Source organism: Micromonospora zamorensis (assembly GCF_900090275.1).
Classification (GTDB): Bacteria; Actinomycetota; Actinomycetes; order Mycobacteriales; family Micromonosporaceae; genus Micromonospora; species Micromonospora zamorensis.
Map to the genome: position 1 here is coordinate 2,147,036 of NZ_LT607755.1, position 24,966 is coordinate 2,172,001.

General features: G+C 73.9%; 3 protein-coding genes and 1 pseudogene. All 4 read left to right on the forward strand.

Annotated elements, in window-relative coordinates; all coding sequences use genetic code 11:
- Positions 1–9 precede the first annotated feature (9 nt).
- Positions 10–87: pseudogene (locus GA0070619_RS34065) on the forward strand (polyketide synthase docking domain-containing protein); the annotation flags it as partial.
- A gap of 42 nt (positions 88–129) precedes the next feature.
- Positions 130–9,387 carry a type I polyketide synthase gene (locus GA0070619_RS09470; protein WP_462686456.1) on the forward strand — a complete coding sequence of 3,086 codons (9,258 nt, stop codon included), beginning with the start codon at positions 130–132 and terminating at the stop codon, positions 9,385–9,387.
- Positions 9,388–9,423: 36 nt separating this feature from the next.
- Positions 9,424–20,091, forward strand: coding sequence for a type I polyketide synthase (locus GA0070619_RS09475; RefSeq protein ID WP_088947714.1), 10,668 nt, complete (start codon positions 9,424–9,426; stop codon positions 20,089–20,091).
- Positions 20,088–24,944, forward strand: coding sequence for a type I polyketide synthase (locus GA0070619_RS09480; RefSeq protein ID WP_414855626.1), 4,857 nt, complete (start codon positions 20,088–20,090; stop codon positions 24,942–24,944). The genes GA0070619_RS09475 and GA0070619_RS09480 overlap by 4 nt, the downstream gene beginning before the upstream one ends.
- Positions 24,945–24,966: the final 22 nt, after the last annotated feature.

Below are 24,966 nucleotides of genomic sequence, written 5' to 3' on the forward strand. Positions count from 1 at the left end.
GGCCGAACGATGGCCGATGAGCAGCAGCTTCTCGACTACCTCAAGAAGGTCACCGCTGATCTGCGGCGCACCAAGCGTCAGCTGCAGGCCGTCGAGTCACGCGACCAGGAGCCCATCGCGATCGTCGCGATGAGCTGCCGCTTCCCGGGCGGTGTGAACAGCCCGGAACAGCTGTGGCGGATGCTCGCCGACGGTCGGGACGGCATCACCGAGTTCCCCGCCGACCGGGGATGGAACGTGGAGGAGCTCTACGACCCCGACCCGGAGCACCGCGGCACCACGTACACCAAGCATGGCGGGTTCATTGACGACGTCGGCGAGTTCGACGCCGCGTTCTTCGGGATCTCGCCGCGCGAGGCGCTCACCATGGACCCGCAGCAGCGACTGCTGCTCGAGTCGGCGTGGGAGACCTTCGAACGCGCCGGGATCGACCCGTTGTCGCTGCGCGGCACCAGCACCGGTGTCTACGCGGGCGTCACCATGCAGGACTACAGCGCCCGGGTGCTGATGAGCGCGCCGGACGCCATCGAGGGGCAGTTGCTCACCGGCAGCTCGACCAGCGTGGTGTCCGGGCGGATCGCGTACTCCCTCGGCCTGGAGGGGCCGGCCGTCACGATCGACACCGCCTGCTCGTCGTCGCTGGTCGCCGTGCACCTGGCGGCCCAGGCGCTGCGCCGCGACGAGTGTTCCCTGGCCCTCGCCGGTGGCGTCGCGATCATGTCGACGCCGACCCCGTTCGTGGAGTTCAGCCGGCAGCGTGGCCTGGCCCGCGACGGCCGCTGCAAGCCGTTCGCCGCGTCCGCCGACGGCACCGGCTGGGCCGAGGGCGTCGGCCTGGTGCTGCTGGAGAAGCTCTCCGACGCGCAGCGCCGGGGCCACCCGGTCATCGCTGTGGTCCGCGGCAGCGCCCTCAACCAGGACGGCGCGTCCAACGGTCTCACCGCCCCGAACGGCCCCGCCCAGCAGCGCATGATCCGTCAGGCGCTCGCCGACGCGAAGCTGACCGCAGCGCAGGTCGACGTGGTCGAGACCCACGGCACCGGCACCACCCTCGGCGACCCGATCGAGGCACAGGCCCTGATCGCCACCTACGGCAAGCAGCGCGCCGCCGAGCGGCCCCTGCTGATCGGGTCGGTCAAGTCGAACATCGGCCACACCCAGGCCGCAGCCGGCATCGCCGGCATGATGAAGATGGCGTTGGCCATCCAGCACGGCGTGGTCCCGCCCACCCTGCACGTCGACGAGCCCACCCCGCAGGTCGACTGGTCGGCGGGAACTGTCGCGTTGGCCACCGAACGCCTGCCGTGGCCGGACACCGGGCTGCCCCGGCGCGGTGGTGTGTCGGCCTTCGGGGTCAGCGGCACCAACGCGCACGTGATCCTGGAGGAGGCCCCCGCCCCGTCGTCGGAGCCGGTGACCCCGGCGCCGGCCGGAGCGGCCCTGCCCTGGGTGCTGTCCGGGCGTACCGAGGCGGCGTTGCGCGACCAGGCCCGCCGCCTCGCCACCCACCTGGACACCGCCGGACCCGTCGATCCGGCGGACGTCGGTTTCTCCCTGGCCACCACCCGGGCCGCCCTGGAACACCGGGCCGTGCTGGTCGGCCGCGACCTGGCGAGCCTGCGCGAGCGCTTGGACGCGCTCGCCGACCAGGGGCCGGACACCGCGGACGCGTACGCCTCCCGGGGTGAGGCGACCGGCGCGGTGCTGGTCTTCCCCGGCCAGGGCTCCCAGTGGGTGGGGATGGCCGCCGAGCTGATGGAGACCGCGCCGGTGTTCGCCGCGCGGATCGAGCAGTGCGCCGCGGCTCTGCGGCCGCACACCGAGTGGTCCCTGCTCGACGTGCTGCGCTCCACCGACCCGGCCGTGCTGAAGCCTGTCGACGTGGTGCAGCCCGCGCTCTGGGCGGTCATGGTCTCGCTCGCCGAGCTGTGGCGCTCGTACGGTGTGACCCCGGCCGCGGTCGTCGGCCACTCCCAGGGCGAGATCGCGGCCGCGGTCGTCGCCGGCGCACTGGCCCTGGAGGACGGCGCGAAGGTCGTCGCGCTGCGCAGCCAGGCCCTGTCGGCGCTGTCCGGGCTCGGCGGCATGGTCTCGGTCGCTGCTCCCGCCGAGGCGGTGCGGCGACGACTGGAGACCTACCCCGGTCGGATCAGCGTCGCCGCGGTCAACGGGCCGGCGTCGGTGGTCGTGGCCGGCGACGCGGACGCCCTGGACGAGCTGCTCGCCGAGTGCGAGCGCGACGGCGTACGAGCCCGGCGGATCAACGTGGACTACGCCTCGCACTCCGCCCACGTGGAGCGGATCCGCGACGCCGTGCTGGCCGCCCTGGAAGGGCTCACGCCCGGCCCGGCGGTCATCCCGTTCTACTCCACTGTCACCGGCGAGCCGCTGGACACCACGACGGTGGACGGCGACTACTGGTTCCGCAACCTGCGCCAGCAGGTCCTCTTCGCGCAGACCGTGGAACGCCTGCGTGCCGACGGGCACACCGTCTTCATCGAGTGCAGCCCGCACCCCGTCCTGACCGGCGGGCTCACCGAACTGCTCGGCGGCACGGACGACGACGCCGCCGCGGTCATCGGCAGCCTGCGCCGGGACGAGGGCGGCCTCGACCGTTTCACCCGGTCACTGGCCGAGGCCCACGTGCACGGCGTTCGACTGGACTGGCCGGCGGTGTTCCCCGGCGCGCGTACCGTCGCCCTGCCCACCTACCCGTTCCAGCACCAGCGCTTCTGGTTGGAGGTGGAGTTCGGCGCCGCCGACCCGAGCACCGGCACCGGCAGCGGCACCCCGGCCGAGGCCGGCTTCTGGGCGGCTGTGGACCGCGCCGACGTCGACGCGCTCACCGCCACCCTCGGGGTCGGAGGTGAGGTGGTCGAGCCGATCCTGCCCAGCCTCGCCTCGTGGCACCGGGGCAGTCGCGACCAGGCGACCGTCGACTCCTGGCGGTACCACATCGCGTGGCGCCCGCACCCGGGAGGCGCCGACGGCGCCCCCGCCGGCACCTGGCTGGTCCTGGTGCCCGCCGGGCGGCGCGACGACGACCGGGTCACCGCGGCCCTCGACGCCCTCGGCCAGCACGCCGCCGGGGTCATCGCCGTCGAGGTCGACACCCGCACCGCCGACCGGGACTCGCTGGCCGACACCCTGCGCGGCGCGCAGCCCGGAGGCATCCTCTCCCTGCTCGCCCTGGACGAGCAACCGCTGCCGGACCACCCGGACGTGCCGGCCGGCTTCGCCGCCACTGTCGCGCTCACCCAGGCACTCGGGATCGCCGACCTCGGTGCGCCCCTGTGGTGCGCCACCTCGGGGGCGGTGTCGGTCGGTCGTACCGACCCGGTCACCAACCCGGCCCAGGCCCTGGTCTGGGGCTTCGGGCGGGTCGCCGCGCTGGAGCACCCGGACCGGTGGGGTGGGCTCGTCGACCTCCCGGCCGAACTGGACGACCGCACCCGACGACTGCTCGCCACCGTCGTCTCCGGCGCCACCGGCGAGGACCAGGTGGCACTGCGCAGCAGCGGCGTCTTCGGCCGCCGCCTGGTCCGCGCGCCGCTCGCCGAGACGGCCCCGACCCGCCGCTGGAACCCCGAAGGCACCGTCCTGATCACCGGCGGCACCGGCGCGCTGGGTGGCCACATCGCCCGCTGGCTGGCCCGCTCCGGAGCCGGGCACCTGCTGCTGCTCAGCCGCCGTGGACCGGACGCGCCGGGCGCCGCCGACCTCGCCGCCGAACTCACCGGACTGGGCACCACGGTCTCCGTGGTGGCCTGCGACGCCGGCGACCGGGACGCGCTGGCCCGGGTCCTCGCGGACGTGCCGGCCGCGCACCCGTTGACCGCCGTCGTGCACACCGCCGCCGCCATCGACGACACCGTCGTCGACGCCCTCGACGTCGACCGGATGTCGCGTGCCCTGCACGCCAAGATGACCGCCGCGACCAACCTGGACGAGCTGACCCGCGACCTGGACCTCGCCGTCTTCATGCTCTGCTCGTCGGTGGCCGGCACCCTCGCCAGCTCCGGCGTGGGCAACTACGCCCCGGCCAACGCCTACCTCGACGCGCTCGCCCAGCAGCGTCGCGCCACCGGCCGGCACGCCCTCTCGGTGGCCTGGGGCGCCTGGGACGGCGGCGGCCTCGCCGACGGCCGGTTCGGCGACCTGCTCGACCGGCACGGGATGCCCGGCATGCAACCAGCGCTCGCCATCGAGGCGCTGCGCGGCGCGGTCGACCACGACGAGACGTACCTGGCCATCGCCGACATCGCCTGGGAGCGGTACTTCGTCGCCTTCACCGCCACCCGCGCGGCCCCGCTGCTCGACGCGGTGCCCGAGGTGCGGGAACTGCTGTCGCGCGCCGCGACGACCGCGGCCGACGACCCGGCCGCGACACCCACCAACGGGTACGCCCGGCAGCTCGCCGGCCAGTCCGAGGCGGACCAGCGGCGCACGCTGCTCGACCTGGTCCGCGCCCAGGTGGCGGCGGTGCTCAGCTACCCGTCACCGGAGGCGGTCGAGCCGCGCCGCACCTTCCAGGAACTCGGTTTCGACTCGGTGACCGGCGTCGAGCTGCGCAACCGGCTGGCCCGCGCCACCGGCCTGCGCCTGCCGGCCACCATGGTCTTCGACCACCCGTCGCCGCACGCCCTCAGCGCCCGTCTGCGGGAACAGCTAGTGGACACCGACCCGGGACCGGCCACCCCGGCCCCGACGACCCCGGTGGCGGCCGACGAGCCGATCGCCATCGTCGGCATGAGCTGCCGCTACCCGGGCGGAGTCGGCTCCCCGGAGGACCTGTGGCAGCTGGTCAGCGCGGACGGCGACGGCATGGGCGCGTTTCCTACGGATCGGGGCTGGGATTTAGGGGTGTTGTTCAATCCCGATCCCGACAACGCTGGGACCACATACACCCGGAATGGCGGGTTCCTCTACGACGTAGGTGAGTTCGATGCCGAATTCTTTGGTGTCAATCCGCGTGAGGCATTAGCGATGGATCCTCAGCAGCGGCTGTTGTTGGAAGCCTCGTGGGAGGCCGTCGAGCGCGCCGGAATCGACCCGGCGGCACTCGCCGGTTCGCGTACGGGCGTCTTCGCCGGCACCAACGGCTCCGACTACTCGGCCGTGCTGTTCGGCGCCTCCGAAGGCCTGGAGGGCTACCTGGCCACCGGCAACGCCGGCGCGGTCCTGTCCGGCCGGGTGTCCTACGTCCTGGGCCTGGAGGGCCCTGCGGTCACCGTCGACACGGCCTGCTCGTCGTCGCTGGTGGCGCTGCATCTCGCGGCGCAGGCCCTGCGCAGCGGCGAGTGCGATCTCGCCCTGGCCGGTGGTGTGACAGTGATGGCCACCCCGTCGTTGTTCGTCGGTTTCTCCCGTCAGCGGGGCCTGGCCGCCGACGGGCGCTGCAAGGCCTTCGCGGGTGCCGCCGACGGCACCGGATTCTCCGAGGGCGTCGGAATGCTCCTCGTGGAGAGGCTTTCCGACGCGCGCCGAAACGGTCACCGCGTACTCGCTGTGGTCCGCGGTTCCGCGGTCAATCAGGACGGTGCCTCGAATGGTCTGACCGCGCCGAACGGGCCCTCCCAACAACGCGTCATACGGGCCGCTCTCGCCAATTCCGGATTGTCCGCCGCGGATGTCGACGTGGTCGAGGCGCACGGCACCGGCACCCGGCTCGGCGACCCGATCGAGGCCCAGGCGCTGCTCGCCACCTACGGTCAGGAACGTCCCGCCGACCAGCCGCTGTGGCTCGGGTCGGTGAAGTCGAACATCGGGCACACCCAGGCCGCCGCCGGTGTCGCCGGCATCATCAAGATGGTCGAGGCGCTGCGCCACGGGACCCTGCCGCGGACGTTGCACGTGGACGAGCCGACGCCGCAGGTGGACTGGTCCGACGGCGCGGTGGAGCTGCTCACCGAGCCGCGGCCGTGGAGTGCAGGCGAGCGCACGCGTCGGGCCGGTGTCTCCTCGTTCGGCGTCTCCGGCACCAACGCCCACGTGATCATCGAGGAAGCGCCGGCCGTGGACGCCGACGAGGTCACCGGGACGGCGTCGGACGTGCCGTGGCTGCTGACCGGGCGCACCGCGAAGGCGATCGCCGACCAGGCGCAGCGGCTCGCCGCGCTGGACGCCGCACCCGGCGAGGTGGCCTACTCGTTGGCCGCGACCCGCTCGGCGTTCAGCCAGCGGGCCGTCGTGCTCGGCCCGGACCACGCGCCCGGTCTGGATGCGCTGGTCAACGGTCTGCCGTCGAGCACAGTCATCTCCGGGTCGACGTACCCCGACGCGGAGGTCGTCTTCGTCTTCCCCGGCCAGGGTTCACAGTGGATCGGCATGGCGGTGGGCCTGCTCGACGCCGAGCCGGTCTTCGCGGCCCGGATCGCCGAGTGCGCCGCGGCCCTGGACGCGTTCGTCGACTGGAACCTGCTCGACGTCCTGCGCTCCGACGACCCGCGGTGGCTGGAGCGGGTGGATGTCGTGCAGCCCGTCCTCTGGGCGGTCAACGTCGCCCTCGCCGACGTCTGGCGGGCCAGGGGCGTCGTACCGGACGCGGTGATCGGTCACTCGCAGGGTGAGATCGCGGCGGCCTGTGTCGCCGGGGTTCTCTCCCTCGGCGACGCCGCCAAGGTGGTCGCGCTGCGCAGCAGGGCGCTGCTGACGATCGCCGGCACGGGCGGCATGGTCTCGGTCAACGCCGGCCTGGACGTGGTCACCCCGTTGCTTCCCGACGGCGTGAGCGTCGCGGCCGTCAACGGCCCCACCAGCGTGGTCGTCGCCGGGGTTCCGGAAAGCCTCGACGTCTTCCTGGCCGTCGCGGAGGCAGCCGGCGTACGCGCCAGGCGGGTGAAGGTCGACTACGCCTCGCACTGCGCCCTGGTCGAGCCGGTCGAGGCCGAGCTGGCCCGCCTGCTCGACGGTGTCACGCCGCTGGCCGGTGCGCTGCCGGTGTTCTCCTCCGTTCAGGACGGCGCCACGATGGACGCCGCCTACTGGTACCGCAACCTGCGCCAGCCGGTGCGCCTGGACCTGGCCGTCGAGGCCGCGTACGCCGCCGGTCACCGGATCTTCATCGAGGTCAGCGCCCACCCGGTGCTCACCGGCGCGATCGCCGACACTGTGGACGCGGCCACGATCGGCACCCTGCGCCGCGACGCCGGTGGCACCGACCAGGTCGTACGGTCGCTGGCCGAGGCCTGGGTGCGAGGCGCCCCGGTCGACTGGAGCACCGTCATCCCGGCCACCCGGGTCGTCGACCTGCCCACCTACCCGTTCCAGCACCAGCGCTACTGGCCCACCGGCGGAGGCGCGATGAGCGCCACCGACCCGGTGGACAGCGAGTTCTGGAAGGCCGTCGAGGACGGCGACCTCAGCCCGCTGGGCATCACCGGCGACGGCGGCGACCTGCTGCCCGCGCTCGCCACCTGGCGGCGCGCCCGCAGGGAGAGGGACACCACCGACACCTGGCGCCACACCGTCGGCTGGACCCCCATCCCGGACGCCGGCACACCGCCCCGGCTCGACGGCACCTGGCTGCTCGTCGTACCGGACACCACCGACCAGCACCGGATCGCCACCGACTGCGCCGCCGCCCTGCGCGAGCACGGCGCGGAGGTCCTGGAGATCGCACCCGCCACCACCGAGCGCGCCGAGCTGGCCAGTCTGCTCAACCGGCTCTCCGACATCGACATCCCGCTCGCCGGCGTCCTGTCGCTGCTCGCGCTCGACCAACGTCCGGATCGAGAGAACCCGCAGATCACCACCGGGACGACCGCCACGCTGACGCTGCTGCAGACGCTCGGCGACATCGGTTCCCCGGCGAAACTGTGGTGCGTCACCCGCGGGGCGGTTGCCGTCGCCCCCGGCGAGGACGTGCCGCATCCGGCCCAGGCGATGCTCTGGGGCCTTGGACCCGTACTCGAGGCCGAGGACCCGCAGCGCTTCGGCGGGCTGATCGATCTGCCCGACACTCTCGACCCGGTGGCCGGAACCCGGCTCGCCGTCACCCTTCGCGGCGAGCCGGGTTCAACCGGCGAGAACCAGGTGGCCATCCGGTCCGCGGGGGCGGTCGCCCGCCGCCTGCGACCGGCGCCGCTCAACGCCCCGGCACCGACGACCGGATGGGCACCGACCGGCACCACACTGATCACCGGTGGCACCGGCGCGATCGGCGCACACGTGGCCCGCTGGCTGGCCGGACGTGGCGCCGAGCACCTGGTGCTCACCAGCCGCCGGGGCCCGGACGCCCCCGGCGCCGGTGACCTGCGCACCGAGTTGGAACAGCTCGGCGCCCGGGTGACCATCGCCGCCTGCGACGTCGCCGACCGCGACGCGGTACGCGGACTGCTCGACGGCATCGACGACCTGACCGCCGTCTTCCACCTCGCGGGGACCCGCGACTCGGGCCTGCTGACCGGACTCACCGGTGCGCGTCTGGCCGCCGTCGCCGCCGGCCGGGCGACCGGCGCCCGTCACCTGCACGAGCTGACCCGCGATCACGACCTGACCGCGTTCGTGCTGTTCTCGGCGCTCGCCGGGACGCTCGGCAGCACCGGGCAGGGCGCGTACGCCGCCACGAACGCGTACCTCGACGCCCTGGCCGACCGGCGCACCGCCGCCGGCCTTCCCGCCACCTCGATCGCCTGGAGCGGATGGGCGCAGAGCGGGGCCACCGACGGCCCCGCGACCACCCCGCTGCCCACCCCGGCCGCCCTGACCGCGCTGGGTCAGGTCCTCGATCACGCCGACACCCGGATCGTGCTGGCCGACATCGCCTGGGACCGCTTCACCGAACAGCACCCGGCCGGCCCGCCGCGCCTGGTCAGCGACCTGCCCGCGGTGCGTGCCGCGGTGGCCGCCGGCACCGGCGACCCGTCCAGCGCGCCCTGGCTGCGCCGGATCGACGGTCTGGACCCGGCCGAGCGGGACGCCGTCCTGCTCGACCTGGTCCGCGCCCAGGCGGCCTCGGTGCTCGGCCACCCGGACAGCACGGCGGTCGAGCCGGACCGGGCGTTCAAGGAACTGGGCTTCGACTCGCTGACGGCGGTGCAGCTGCGCAACCAGATCAGCGTGGCGACCGGCGTCAAGCTCCCGGCGACGCTGGCCTTCGACCACCCCAACGCCCGGGCCCTCACCGCACACCTGGTGGGCCGGATCGTCGGTGACTCGGCTGCCGAGCTGCCGCTGCTGGCCGAGGTGGACCGGCTCGCCGGGCTGATCGCCGGGCGAACCCTCGACAAGGGCGCGCGGTCGCAGCTCACCGCGCGGCTCCAGACACTCCTGGCCGACCTGCACGGAACCACCGAACACAGCGGCGACACCGTCACCGAGAAGCTCCAGTCGGCCAGCGCCGACGAGATCTTCGACTTCATCGACACGCAACTTTCGGTGTCCTGACCGAACGATGCGCGCATCCGGAGGGGTTGGCAAGCGATGCTGACTGAAGACAAGCTCCTCGACTATCTGAAGCGGGTCACCGCCGACCTGCACCAGACGCGGCAACGGCTGCGCGAGGTCGAGGCGGGCGAGCAGGAGCCCATCGCCATCATCGGCATGGGCTGCCGCTTCCCCGGCGACGTGCGTGCCCCCGAGGACCTGTGGCAACTGCTGCTCGACGGACGCGACGCGATGGCCGAGTTCCCGGACGACCGGGGCTGGGACCTGGACGCCCTGTTCGGCGACGGGGCGGCGGGCACCTCCGACGCCCGCCAGGCCGGCTTCGTCTACGACGCGGCCGACTTCGACGCGGCCTTCTTCGGCATCTCGCCGCGCGAGGCCACCGCCATGGACCCGCAGCAGCGGATGCTGCTGGAGGTCACCTGGGAGGCCCTGGAGGACGCCGGGATCGACCCGTCGACGCTGAAGGGCAGCCAGACCGGTGTCTTCGCCGGCACCGCCGGTCAGGACTACGGCACGCTGCTGCTGGGCGCCTCCGAAGGACTGGAAGGGCACCTGCTCACCGGCAACGCCGCGGCTGTCGTCTCCGGCCGGGTCTCGTACTGCCTCGGGCTGGAGGGCCCAGCGGTCACCGTCGACACCGCGTGCTCGTCGTCGCTGGTGGCGCTGCACCTCGCCGCCCAGGCCCTGCGCCAGCAGGAATGCGGGCTCGCGCTGGCCGGCGGTGCCACCGTGATGGCCACCCCCGGCGCGTTCCTGGAGTTCTCCCGCCAGGGCGGGCTGTCCGGCGACGGGCGGTGCAAGGCGTTCGCCGCCGCGGCCGACGGCACCGGCTGGGCGGAGGGCGCCGGCGTGCTCGTCCTGGAGCGGCTCAGCGACGCGCAACGCAACGGCCACCCGATCCTCGCCGTGATCCGCGGCTCGGCGGTCAACCAGGACGGCGCCTCCAACGGGCTCAGCGCGCCGAACGGCCCGGCACAGCAGCGCGTCATCCAACGGGCCCTGGCCAACGCCGGCCTCACCCCGGCACAGATCGACACGGTCGAGGCGCACGGCACCGGCACCAGCCTCGGCGACCCCATCGAGGCACAGGCCCTCATCGCCACCTACGGGAAGGACCGTGACCCGGAGCGTCCGCTGTGGCTGGGCTCGATCAAGTCCAACCTCGGGCACACCCAGGCCGCCGCCGGGGTCGCCGGCATCATCAAGATGGTCCTGGCGATGCGCGCCGGTGTCCTGCCGCAGACGTTGCACGTCGACGAGCCGACCCCGCAGGTCGACTGGTCCGAGGGCGCCGTCGAGCTGCTCACCAGCCGGCGGCCGTGGCCGCGGACCGGGGAACCCCGCCGCTCGGCGGTCTCCTCGTTCGGGGTCAGCGGCACCAACGTGCACGTCGTCCTCGAACAGGCCCCGGAGGTCGCGGACGACACCGCGCCGGCACCGGCGGTCAGCCCGACGCCGGACGGACCGTGGTTGCTGTCCGGGCGTACCGAACGGGCACTGCGGGCGCAGGCGGCGAAACTGCTCGCCCGGGTGGCCGGCGACGACCGGGTCGACCTGCGCGACCTGGCGTACGCCCTGACGGCCGCCCGCGGCACGTTCGACCACCGGGCTGTGCTCCTGCCCGGTGACCGCGCCGACCTGGTGCACCGGCTCGCGGCGCTGGCGGAGGGGCGCCTCGACACCGGAGTGCTCATCGGCCAGAGGGGGACCGCGCGTACCGCGTTCCTCTTCTCCGGTCAGGGCTCCCAGCGCGCCGGCATGGGCACCGAGCTGGCCGCCGCGTACCCCGCCTTCGCGGCGGCGTTCGACGAGGTCTGCGACGCGCTCCAGCCGCACCTGGAGCAGCCGCTGCGCCAGGTGATCGCGGAGAACCCGGACGGCCTGCTGGACCAGACCGCCTACACCCAGGCCGGTCTCTTCGCCGTCGAGGTGGCGTTGTACCGGCTGATCGAGTCCTGGGGCATCGTCCCCGACCACCTGATCGGTCACTCCGTCGGTGAGCTGGCCGCGGCGCACGTTGCCGGGGTGCTGTCCCTGGCCGACGCCGCGACCCTGGTCGCCGCTCGCGGCACGCTGATGCAGGCGCTGCCCTCGGGCGGGGCGATGATCGCGGTTCGGGCCACCGAGGCCGAGGTGCTGCCGCTGCTGACCGAGGGCGTGTCGATCGCGGCGGTCAACGGCCCGCGCTCCATCGTGCTCTCCGGCCGGCAGGACGCGGTCGAGGCCGTCGCCGCGCACTTCGGCAAGGCCAAGCGGCTGACCGTGAGCCACGCCTTCCACTCGGCACTGATGGAGCCGATGCTCGACGACTTCCGCCGGGTCGCCGAGAGCATCACCTATCACGAACCGCGAATCCCGATCGTCTCCAACGTCACCGGCCGGCTCGACGAGCGACAGGACGCCGCCTACTGGGTGCGGCACGTCCGGGACGCGGTCCGCTTCGCCGACGGCATCACCGCCCTGGCGGACGCCGGCGTCACCACCCTGCTGGAGATCGGCCCGGGCGGCGTCCTCACCGCGCTGGCCGAGGACTGCCTGACCGGCGGTCAGGTGGTCGTCGCCGCGCTGCGCAAGGACCGCCCCGAACCGGTTGCCCTGCTCGCCGCGGTCGGCCGCCTGCACGTGCACGGTGTGTCCCCGGACTGGCGTGCCGTGCTCCCCGCCGGCCGGCCGGTGCACCTGCCCACCTACGCCTTCCAACACGAGCGCTACTGGCCGGACACCTCCCGCCGATGGACCGGCGACCTGACCAACGTGGGCGTACGACCGGCCGGGCACCCGCTGCTCGGCGCGGCCGTCGCGCTCGCCGACGGCGGCGGCTTCCTCTACACCGGCCGTCTCAGCCTGGACCAGCACTCCTGGCTGGCCGACCACGCCGTGCAGGGCACCGTGCTGGTGCCCGGCACCGGTTTTGTGGAACTCGCGCTGCGCGCCGGTGAGCAGGTCGGCTGCGGTCATCTGCGGGAACTCACCCTCCAGACGCCGCTGGTGCTGGCCGAGCGCGGCGACACCGAACTTCAGGTGTGGGTCGGCCCGGCCGAGGACGACGGCTCCCGCGCGGTGACCGTCCACTCCCGAGCGGTCGACGTCACCGACCCGGACAAGCCGTGGACCTGCCACGCCGCCGGGACGGTCCAGGCCGCCGAGGCGTCCACCGCCGACTGGCGGGACTTCACCAACTGGCCCCCGGCCGGGGCGCACCCCGCCGACCTGACCGGCTTCTACGACCGGCTCGCCGCGCAGGGGTTCACCTACGGACCCGCGTTCCAGGCGCTCCAGCGGGCCTGGGTGGCCGGCGAGTACGCGTACGCCGAGGTGCGTATCCCGGACGGCAGCGGCACCGACCCGGCGGATTTCGGCCTGCACCCGGCGCTGCTCGACGCGGCCATGCACGCCACCGGCCTGCTGCCGGCCCGCACCACCGAGCAGGGCAACCGGCTCCCGTTCGCCTGGAACGACGTCGCGCTGCACTCGGCCGGCGCCACCGACCTGCGGGTCCGGGTGCGGATCGCGGAGAACGCCGACGTGAGCGTCGCCGTCGCGGACGCCACCGGCGCGCCGGTCGCCGAGGTGCGGGTGCTCACGCTGCGGCCCATCTCCGCCGAACAACTCGCCACCACCGACGACACGCTCTTCCACGTCGACTGGCCGGCCGTCACGACCACCGCCGTCGACGCGGGCCGGATCGTGATCCTCGGCGACGATCTGCCCGAACTCGACGCTCGCGGCGTCGACCGCTACCCGGACCTCGCGGCCCTCGGTGTCGCAGTGGCCGGTGGGGCGGACCGCCCGGACCTGGTCCTGGCCGGCTGCTCCGGGACGGACCCGGACCCGGACCCGCGATCCACCCACACCACCACCATCGCCGCGCTGGTCACCGCGCAGCACTGGCTGGACGACCCGGCCTTCGACGGGGCCCGGCTGGTCCTGGTCACCCACGGGGCGATCGCCGCCGGCCCGGACGAGGACGTCACCGACCTGTCCGCCGCCCCGGTCTGGGGCCTGATCCGCTCGGCCCAGTCGGAGAACCCGGAGCGCTTCGTCCTGGCCGACCTGGACGCGCACCCGGAGAGCGTGGGCCGGCTGATCGAGGCGGTCACCTCCGGCGAACCGCAGGTCGCCGTCCGGCGCGGCACGGTACGGGTGCCCCGGCTGGCCCGGCTCGCCCCGGCCCGCGAGCCGCACCGCCCGCTCGACCCGGACGGCACCGTTCTGATCACCGGTGCCACCGGCACCCTGGGCGGCCTGCTCGCCCGGCACCTCGTCACCCGGCACGGCGCGCGGCACCTGCTGCTCACCAGCCGCCGGGGCGGCGCCGCCGAAGGCACCGCCGAGCTGTGCGCCGAACTGACCAGGCTGGGTGCCGCGGTGACCCTGGAGGCCTGCGACACCGCCGACCGGGACGCGGTCGCCGCGCTGCTCGCCTCGGTGCCCGCCGAGCATCCCCTGACCGCCGTGGTGCACGTCGCCGGGGTCTCCGACGACGGCGTGGTCAGCGCGCTCACCCCGGACCGGGTCGGCGCGGTGCTGCGGCCCAAGGTCGATGCCGCCCACCACCTGCACGAGCTGACCCGGGACGCGGACCTCAGCGCGTTCGTCCTGTTCTCCTCGCTCGCCGCGACCCTCGGCGGTGGCGGTCAGGGCAACTACGCGGCGGCGAACGCCTACCTGGACGCGCTCGCCCAGCACCGGCGGGCCGCCGGGCTACCCGCGGTCTCGCTGGTCTGGGGCCTGTGGGACGCCCGCAGCGGCATGTCCGAGCACCTGGACGACACCCACTTCTCCCGCATCGCCCGAGGCGGCATCGTGTCGATGCCGTCCGACGACGCGCTCGCGCTCTTCGACAGGGCGATCGCCGCGTCCGTACCGGTGGTCGCGCCGGCCCGGCTGGACTTCGCCGCGCTGCGCGCGCAGGCCGCCCAGGGCGGCGTCCCGGTGCTGCTGCGCGGTCTGGTCCGGCTGCCGGGTGGCAGGCCGGGCACCAAGACCCGCGCCGGCAACGCGTTCCTCACCCACCTCGCCGCCCTCGCCGAGGCGGACCGGGAGCGCGCACTGCTCGATCTCGTACGCGGACAGGCGGCCGCCGTCCTGGGCCACTCCGGTCCGGCGGCCGTCCCGCCGCAGCAACCCCTCTCCGAACTCGGCGTCGACTCGCTGACCGCCGTGGAGATCCGCAACCAGTTGGGCGGTGCGACCGGGCTGCGCCTGCCGGCCACCCTCATCTTCGACTACCCGACCCCGCAGGCCCTCGCCGGATACCTGCACGACCAGCTGATCGGCATCGAGGCGCCGACACCGGCGAGCCCCGAGGCCGCGCCGATCGCCGCGGACGAGCCGATCGCCATCGTCGGCATGGCCTGCCGCTACCCCGGAGGTGTGCGGACGCCCGAGGACCTGTGGCAGCTGGTCGACCTGGGCAGCGACGGGATCACCGGGGTTCCGGAGGACCGGGGCTGGGACATCGCGGGTCTCTACGACCCGGACGCGGACCGACCGGGTGGCTTCTACGTCCGGGAGGGCGGCTTCCTCGACGGGGCCACCGACTTCGACGCCGCGTTCTTCGGGATCAGCCCCCGCGAGGCCGTCGCGATGGACCCGCAGCAGCGGGTGCTCCTGGAGGTCTCCTGGGAGGCGATCGAGCGGGCCGGCATCGACCCGGTGTCGTTGCGGGGCAGCCCGACCGGCGTGTTCGCCGGCACCAGCGGCCAGGACTACGGCGGCGTGCTCGGCCGTGACCCGTCCAGCGTGGGCGGTTTCGGCCTGACCAGCACCACCGCCAGCGTCATCTCCGGTCGCGTGTCGTACGCGCTCGGGTTGGAGGGGCCGTCGCTGTCGGTGGACACCGCCTGCTCGTCGTCGCTGGTCGCCCTGCACCTCGCGGCCCAGGCGCTGCGGCAGGGGGAGTGTTCCCTCGCGCTGGTCGGTGGCGTGATGGTGATGGCGACCCCGGCCGCGTTCGTCGCGTTCAGCCAGCAGCGCGGGCTGGCCCCGGACGGTCGGTGCAAGTCGTTCGCCGGGTCCGCCGACGGGATCGGCTGGGCCGAGGGCGCCGGCGTCCTGGTGGTCGAACGGCTCTCCGACGCACAGCGCAACGGCCACCACGTCCTCGCCGTGGTCCGGGGCAGCGCGATCAACCAGGACGGCGCCTCCAACGGGCTGACCGCCCCGAACGGCCCCTCTCAGCAGCGCGTCATCCGGGCTGCCCTGGCCAACGCGGGCCTGGGCACCGCCGACGTCGACGTGGTCGAGGCGCACGGCACCGGGACGGTGCTGGGCGACCCGATCGAGGCACAGGCGCTGCTCGCCACCTACGGTCAGGGCCGGCCCGCGGACCGGCCGCTGCGGCTCGGGTCGATCAAGTCGAACATCGGGCACGCGCAGGCCGCCGCCGGCGTCGCCGGGATCATCAAGATGGTCGCGGCGATCCGCAACGAGACGATGCCGCGCACCCTGCACGTGGACGAGCCCACCCCCGAGGTGGACTGGTCGGCAGGCGCGGTCGAGCTGCTCACCGACGCCCGGCCGTGGGAGGCGTACGGGCGTCCGCGCCGGGCCGGCGTCTCGTCGTTCGGTGTCTCCGGCACCAACGCGCACGTGATCATCGAGGAGGCGCCGGCCGCGCCGGTCGACGAGCCGGCCGTGGTGTCGCAGGACGTGCCGTGGGTGCTGTCCGGGCGTACCGCCAAGGCTGTCGCCGACCAGGCCCGCCGGCTCACCGACCTTGGCTCGGCGCCGGCCGAGATCGCCCACTCGCTGGTGGCCCGATCCCAGTTCGTCCAGCGGGCGGTGGTGCTCGGTCCGGATCACCGCAGTGGCCTCGTGGCCCTGGCCGACGGGTTGCCGTCCAGCACTGTGGTCTCCGGTTCGGCGCGTACGGCTGGTGTGGTGTTCGTGTTCCCGGGTCAGGGTTCGCAGTGGGTGGGTATGGCCGTGGGGTTGTTGGATGCGGAGCCGGTGTTCGCGGCGCGGATCGTGGAGTGTGCGGCGGCGTTGGATCCGTTCGTGGACTGGAATCTGTTGGAGGTGTTGCGCTCGGATGATCCGTTGGAGCGGGTGGATGTGGTGCAGCCGGTGTTGTGGGCGGTGCACGTGTCTCTCGCGGAGGTGTGGCGGGCCAGGGGTGTGATGCCGGATGCGGTGATCGGTCATTCGCAGGGGGAGATCGCGGCGGCTTGTGTGGCCGGGGTGCTGTCGCTCAGCGATGCGGCGAGGGTCGTGGCGTTGCGCAGTCAAGCGCTGCTGTCGATCGCGGGCACTGGTGGGATGGTGTCGGTCAACGCCGGTCTGGACGTGGTCACCCCGTTGTTGACCGAGGGTGTGAGCGTTGCGGTGGTCAATGGTCCGACCAGTGTCGCCGTGGCCGGTGCGGACCTGGATGCGTTCCTGGCTGCTGCGGAGGCGGCCGGGGTGCGAGCGAAGCGGGTGAAGGTGGATTACGCCTCACACTGCGCTCTGGTCGAGCCGGTGGAGGCGGAACTGGCGCGTCTGCTCGACGGGGTGCATCCGCAGCCCGGTGCGGTGCCGGTGTTCTCGACCGTCGAGGGCGGCGGTCAGATGGACGCCGGGTACTGGTATCAGAATCTGCGTCAACCGGTGCGGCTCGACCAGGCCGTGCAGGCCGCGTACACCGCCGGACACCGGATCTTCATCGAGGTCAGCGCGCACCCGGTGCTCACCGGCGCGATCGCCGACACCGCCGACGTTCCCGCCGTCGGCACGCTGCGCCGAGGCGAAGGCGGCCCCCGGCAGGTGGTGCGGGCCCTCGCCGAGGCCTGGGTGCAGGGCGCCCCCGTCGACTGGAGCACCGTCGTCCCGCCGACCCGGACCGTCGACCTGCCCACCTACCCCTTCCAGCACCAGCGGTTCTGGGTCGACGAGGTCAACCTCCCGGTCACCGCCGACATCGCCACCGCCGGACTCAGCGCCGCCAACCACCCGATGCTCGGCGCCGCCATTCCGCTGCTCGACTCCGACGCGGTCCTCTTCACCGGCCTGCTCTCCGTCGAGGCCCACCCGTGGCTCGGCGAGCACAAGGTGATGGGCGCCAACGTCATGCCCGGCACCGCCTTCGTCGAACTCGCCCTGCACGTCGCCAACCAGACCGGATGCCGGCGGCTGGAAGAACTCACCCTGCTCACCCCGCTGATCGTGCCCGACCGCGGCGCCCGCCAACTACAGCTCTGGGTGGGCCCACCGGACGGCAACGGCCGACGTGCCTTCAACGTCCGCTCCCGCTCCGACGACGGAGAGCCCGCCGACGCGCTCAGCCCCACCGGCTGGATCCACCACGCCACCGGCGCGATCAGCACCGCCGCCGATCCGGCCGCACCGACCGACCTCACCACCTGGCCACCGCCCGGCGCCCGGCCGGTCGACCTCACCGAGTTCTACGAGGCCGTCAGCCGGACCGCGTTCGACTACGGACCGATGTTCCAGGGCCTGCGCGCCGCCTGGGTCACCGAGGACGACGTCTACGCGGAACTGTCCCTGCCCGAGTCGGGCCGGGCCGCCGCCGGCGCGTACGGCATGCACCCGGCCCTGCTCGACGCCGGGCTCCAGGCCATGTCGCTCAACAACTTCCTGACCCGGATGGGCGACGGTGAACCCGCCGAACGGAGCCGCCTGCCGTTCGTCTGGAGTGGCATCTCGCTGCACGCCACCGGCTCCTCCAGCTTCCGGATCCGGCTCAAGCCGGCCGGCGCCGTCGGTGTCTCGTTCACCGTCGCCGACAGCACCGGCGCCCCGGTCGCCGAGATCGACTCGCTGATCATGCGGCCGGTCTCGGCGGACCGGCTGGCCAGTGCCCGTGGCGGCGACCACGAGTCGCTGTACCGGCTGGACTGGACTCCGGTGCTGCCCGCAACCGCGCCGGCCACCGCCGTCGTCGGCGCCGACCCGTACCAGCTCACCGGTGTCGCCGGGACCGGGTATCCGGACCTGGCCGCGCTGGCGAACGCGCCGGCCGTACCCGAGCTGGTCTTCGCGACGCTCGAAGCGGATCCACTGCGGACGGCCGAACCCGGCGTCGGCGCCCGGCACAGCACCACGCTCGCGCTCGACCTGGTGCAGCGATGGCTCGCGGAGCCGGCCTTCGGCGCGTCGCGCCTGGTCGTCGTCACCCGCGGCGCGGTCGCGGCGAACACCGACGACGCGGCCGATGACCTGGCCGCCGCCGCCGCGTGGGGCCTGATCCGCACCGCCCAGGCCGAGAACCCGGACCGGTTCGTCCTGCTCGACCTCGACGACGATCCCACCTCACTCGCGGTGGCCGTCCCGGCGGTCGCCTCCGGCGAGCCGCAGGTGGTCGTCCGCGCCGGCCGTCCGCTGGCACCACGCCTGGCGCCGGTCCCGGTCGCCCCGGAACCGCGCGCGGACATCACCCCCGGCGACCCGGACGGCACCGTGTTGATCACCGGCGGCACCGGCACCCTCGGCGGGTTGCTCGCCCGGCACCTGGTCACCGAGCACGGCGCCCGGCGGCTGGTGCTGACCGGACGTCGCGGACGCTCCGCCGACGGGGTGGACGACCTGGTCACCGACCTGACCGACCTCGGCGCCGAGGTCACAGTGGAGGCCTGCGACGCCACCGACCGGGACGCCCTCGCCGCGGTCCTGGACCGAATCCCGGCCGACCGGCCACTGACCGTCGTGCACGCCGCGGGTGCCCTCGACGACGGTGTCGTCACCGCGCTGACCCCGGAGCGCATCGACGCCGTACTGGCGCCGAAGACCGACGCCGCGTGGAACCTGCACGTGCTGACCCGGGACCGCAAGATCGCCCGGTTCGTGCTCTTCTCCTCGGCGGCCGGCGTGCTGGGCGGCGCGGGGCAGGGCAACTACGCGGCGGCGAACGCCTTCCTGGACGAGCTGGCCCGGCACCGCAGGGCGCTCGGCCTGCCCGCCGAATCCCTGGCCTGGGGCCTGTGGGAGCAGGCCAGCGGCATGACCGGGCACCTGGACGGCGCCGACCTGCGCCGGGTGGCGCGCGGCGGGGTCCGGCGACTGCCGACCGCCCGGGCGCTCGCCCTGTTCGACACGGCAGGTGTGCTCGACGAGCCGTTGCTGATCCCCGCCGACCTGGACCTGGCCGGGCTGCGCAACCAGCCGGTGGAGACAGTGCCGGCGCTGCTGCGCGGACTCGTCCGTGGCGCCACCCGGCCGGTCGCCGAACCGGCCGGTGGCCCGTCGGTCGTGGGCCTGGCCCAGCGGCTCGCCGGTCTCGCCGACGAGGACGCCGACGCCCTGGTCCTCCAGGTGGTACGCGCCAACGTCGCCGCCGTCCTCGGCTACCCGAGCCCGGACGAGGTGGACCCGACCCTGCCGTTCAAGGAGCTGGGCTTCGACTCGCTGACCGCCGTCGAGCTGCGCAACCGGCTCAACGTCGCGACCGGCCTGCGGCTGCGCGCCACCCTCGTCTTCGACTACCCGAACGCCCACTCGCTCGCCGCGTACCTGCGGGCGCAGGTGGTGCCGGACGAGGTCGGGGCGGCCGAGCCGCTGCTGGCCGAGCTGAGTCGGATCGAAGCCGCCGTGGCCGCGCTGCCCGGCGACGGACCGGTCCGCGAGCAGGTGACCAGTCGCCTGCGGGACCTGCTGGCCGGGCTGGAGCCCACCGGCGCCGCGGACGTGGCGCAGGACCTCGAGTCGGCCACCGACGACGAAATGTTCGAGTTCATCACCCGAGAGTTCGGAGTGTCGTGATGGCAGACGACGAGAAGCTTCGCCATTTCCTCAAGAAGGTCACCACCAGCCTGCAGGAGACCCGGCAGCAGCTGCACGAGGCCGAGAACCGTGACCGGGAGCCGATCGCGATCGTCTCGATGAGCTGCCGGTTCCCCGGAGGCGTACGCGGGCCGGAAGACCTCTGGCAGATGCTGGTCGGCGGGCGCGACGCGCTCGGCCCGCTCCCCGCCGACCGTGGCTGGGACCTGGAGTCGCTCTACAGCCCGGACGCGGACGCACCCGGCCAGAGCTACGTCCGGGAAGGCTCGTTCCTGACCGACGCCGCCGACTTCGACGCCGCGTTCTTCGGGATCAGCCCGCACGAGGCGCTCGCCATGGACCCACAGCAGCGGCTGCTGCTGGAGGCGTCCTGGGAGGCGATCGAGCGGGCCGGTGTCAACCCGCAGAGCCTGCGCGGCAGCCAGACCGGCGTGTTCGTCGGCATCACGCAGCAGAACTACGGCACCGCGCTGCACGAGGCGCCCGAGGGCGTCGACATGTACCTCGGCACCGGCACCACCACCAGCGTCGCGTCCGGCCGGATCGCGTACAGCCTGGGCTTCGGTGGCCCGGCCGTCACGGTGGACACGGCCTGCTCGTCGTCGCTGGTCGCGATGCACTGGGCGGTCCAGTCGCTGCGGTCGCGCGAGTGTGACCTGGCCCTGGCCGGCGGCGTCACGATCATGGCGGCGCCGGGTGCGTTCATCCTGTTCAGCAGGCAGAAGGGGCTGGCCGCGGACGGCCGGTGCAAGCCCTTCGCCGAGGCCGCCGACGGCACCGCCTGGGGAGAGGGCGTCGGCATCATCATGGCCGAGCGGCTCTCCGACGCGCAGCGCAACGGCCACCCGATCCTGGCCATCGTGCGCGGCAGCGCGACCAACCAGGACGGTGCCTCCAACGGCCTGACCGCGCCGAACGGGCCGGCCCAGGAGCGGGTCATCCGGGCCGCGCTCGCCAACGCGCGGCTCACCCCGGACCAGGTCGACACCGTCGAGTCACACGGCACCGGCACCACCCTCGGCGACCCGATCGAGGCGCAGGCGCTGCTGGAGACGTACGGCCGGGGCCGTCCGGCGGAGCACCCGCTCTGGATCACCTCGGTCAAGTCGAACATCGGGCACACCCAGTCGGCGGCCGGCATCGCCGGGCTGATCAAGGCGGTGCTATCCATCCAGCACGGGGTCCTGCCGAAGACACTCAACGTCGACGCGCCCACCTCGCACGTGGACTGGTCGGCGGGCGCCGCGCAGGTGCTCACCGAGACGATCCCGTGGCCGGAGACCGGGCACCCGCGCCGGGCCGGGGTGTCGTCGTTCGGCGTCTCCGGCACGAACGGGCACATCATCCTGGAGCAGCCACCGGCCGAGACCCCTGTCGACGCCACCGACGGCAGCGACGGCCAGCTCGCCGCGTGGCCGATCTCGGCACGTACCGAGGCCGGCCTCGTCGAGCAGGCCCGGCGCCTGCACGACCACCTGACCCGGCACCCCTCGCTCACACCGACGGACGTCGGCCACTCGCTGTGGAAGACCCGGGCCACCTTCGACCACCGCGCCGTCGTCGTCGGCTCCAACCGCAGGGAGATGCTGCAGACCCTCGCCGAGTTCCCCGACGGCAGCGCCCCCCGGGCAGACCGGCAGCTCGGCGGCAGGCCACTCTTCGTCTTCCCCGGCCAGGGCTCGCAGTGGCTCGGCATGGCGACCGAACTGCTCGACCAGGAGCCGGTCTTCGCCGCCCGGATCGCCGAGTGTGCCGCCGCCCTCGACCCCCACGTCGACTGGTCGCTGCTCGACGTGCTGCGCTCCACCGACCCGGCCGCGTTGAACCGGGTCGACGTGGTGCAGCCCGCGCTCTGGGCGGTGATGGTGTCGCTCGCCGAAACCTGGATCTCCCGTGGCGTACGACCCGGCGCGGTCATCGGCCACTCCCAGGGCGAGATCGCCGCCGCCTGTGTGGCCGGCGCGCTGTCGCTGACCGACGCCGCCAAGGTGGTCGCCCTGCGCAGCCGCGCGCTGCTGGCCCTGTCCGGCACCGGCGGCATGGTGTCGGTCAACGCCCCGCTCTCGGCGGTCGAACCGCTGCTCACCGACGGCATCGCCGTCGCCGCCGTGAACGGCCCGTCCAGCGTGGTCGTGGCCGGCGCCGACGTCGCAGGCTTCCTGGCCGCGGCCCAGGCGGCCGGTGTCCGCGCCCGGCAGGTCCAGGTGGACTACGCCTCGCACTGCGCCCAGGTCGAGCCGATCGAGGACGAGCTGGCCCGACTCCTGGACGGGATCACGCCGACCGCCGGCACCGTCCCGATCATCTCCACGGTCACCGGCGAGCCGATCGACGGCACCGCGATGAACGCCGGCTACTGGTACGACAACCTGCGCAACCCGGTCCGCCTCGACCGGGCGGTCCGCACCGCCCTGGGCGCCGGTCACGCCCTGATCGTCGAGATCAGCCCGCACCCGGTGCTGATCGCCGGGCTCACCGGCCTCGCCGAGGAGGCCGGCGGCGACGCCGTGGTCCTCGGCACGCTGCGCCGCGGCGACGGAGGGCTCCGCCGGTTCACCCAGTCACTGGCCGCGGCGTACGTGCACGGTGCCGCTGTCGACTTCGCGACGGTCCAGCCGCAGGGGCGCATCGTGCCGCTGCCGACCTTCGCCTTCCAGCGCCGGCCGTACTGGCTGGGCGGCCAGCGGCCTCCGGCTCCCGCCGCCGCGGCCCCGGGCACCGACGACGCGGTCTTCTGGAACGCCGTCGAGCGGCAGGACGCGAACGTGCTCGCCGAGACCATCGGCGCCGACCCGGCGGCCGTGGGGGACCTGCTCCCGGCGTTGTCGTCGTGGCGGCGGCAGCGGCAGACCGGCTCGACGCTGGACAGTTGGCGCTACCGCGACGAGTGGGTCCGCGTCCCCGACCAGCCGGCCCGCCTCACCGGCACCTGGCTGGTCGCCGTACCGGCTGGTCTCGACTCCCCGCTGCCCGCCCAGGTCAGCGGAGCCCTGCGGGCGGGCGGCGCGCAGGTGGTGCCGCTGGAGATCGACCCGGTCGACGTCCAGCGCACCGCCCTGGCAGCCCAGCTCACCCTGGCGCTCGACGCGGCCGGCTGCGACCGCCCCGACGGGGTGCTGTCCCTGCTCGCCCTGGACGAGCGGGTCCTCGACGGGCACCGCTCCACTCCGCGCGGCTTCGCCGCCACCGTCGTACTGGTGCAGGCCCTCGGCGACCTCGGCGTCGGCGCCCCGCTCTGGTGCGCGTCGCACGGCGCGGTCGGCACCGGGCCGGGCGACCCCCTGGCCAACCCGGTCCAGGCGCTGCTCTGGGGCTTCGGCCGGGTGGCCGCGCTCGAACACCCGGAACGCTGGGGTGGCCTCGTGGACCTGCCCGGGACGCTCGACGAGCGCGGCTCCGGCCTGCTCTGCGCCCTGCTCTCCGGCGTGACCGGCGAGGACCAGGCCGCGATCCGTCCGCCCGGTCTCCTCGGTCGGCGCCTGATGCGCGCCCCGGTCGGCGACCGCAGCCCGGCGCGGAGCTGGCAGCCGCGCGGCACCACCCTCATCCTGGGCGGCACCGGCGGCCTCGGGTCCCAACTGGCCCGCTGGCTGGCCGAGCACGGCGCCGAGCACCTGCTGCTGGTCAGCCGCCGGGGCCCGGACGCGCCCGGCGCGGACCGGCTGCGCGACGACCTCACCGCGCTGGGCGCGACAGTCACAGTGGCCGCCTGCGACGCCGCCGACCGGGACGCCCTGGCCGCGCTGATCGACGCGATCCCCGCGAAGACACCACTGACCACTGTGGTGCACAGCGCCGCCGTCCTCGACGACTGCGTGATCGACGCGCTGGAGACACACCGCGTCGACGGTGTCCTGCGCGCCAAGGTGGACTCGGCCCGCCACCTGCACGAGCTGACCCGTGGCCTGGACCTGGACGCGTTCATCACGTTCTCCTCGTTCGCCGGCACGGTGGCCAGCTCCGGCGTCGGCAACTACGCCCCCGCCAACGCCTACCTGGACGCCCTGGTGCAGCACCGCCGGTCGCTCGGCCTGCCGGGCACCGCTATCGCCTGGGGCGCCTGGGGTGGCGGTGGCATGGCCGACGGAGAGTTCGGTGAGCTGCTGACCCGCCACGGCGTCGCCGAGATGGCACCCGAGCTGGCGATCACCACGCTGCGCCAGGCGGTGGAGCACGGCGAGCCGTTCCTCACCGTCGCCGACATCCGGTGGGAGCGGTTCTTCGTCGCGGTCACCGCGACCCGGCCCAGCCCGCTGGTCAGCGCGATCCCGGAGGCACAGCAGGTGCTCGCGGCCATCGCCCGCGACGGGGACGGCGCCGGCGAGAGTGCCACGGCGCGCCTGGCGGGCCTGCCGCCGGCCGAGCGGGCCAAGGTCCTGCTGGAGACGGTACGCGCGCAGGTGGCCACGGTGCTCGGCTACGCCTCGGCCGACGAGGTGCCGCCGAAGAAGGCGTTCCAGGAGCTCGGCTTCGACTCGGTGACCGCCGTGGAGCTGCGCAACCGCCTGGGCGCCGCCACCGGGCTGCGGCTGCCCGTCACGCTCGTCTTCGACTATCCGAACCCGGTCACGCTCGCCGCCTTCCTGGACAGCCTGTGCGGCGGCGCCGACGACAGTTCCGCGCTGGACGACCTGGACCGGCTGGAAGCGGCCCTGGACAGCCTCGAACCGGACGACGTCACGTACGTCCGGCTGATGACCCGCATGCAGGCGCTCGTCGCCGACTGGAAGCACGGCCGCGCCGAGCCGGTGGAGACCGCGGGCGAAGCCCTGGCCGACGCCACCGACGAGGAGATGTTCGAACTCCTCGGCAAGAAGTTCGGCATCGCCTGACCCGCACGCTCACAAGGGGAGA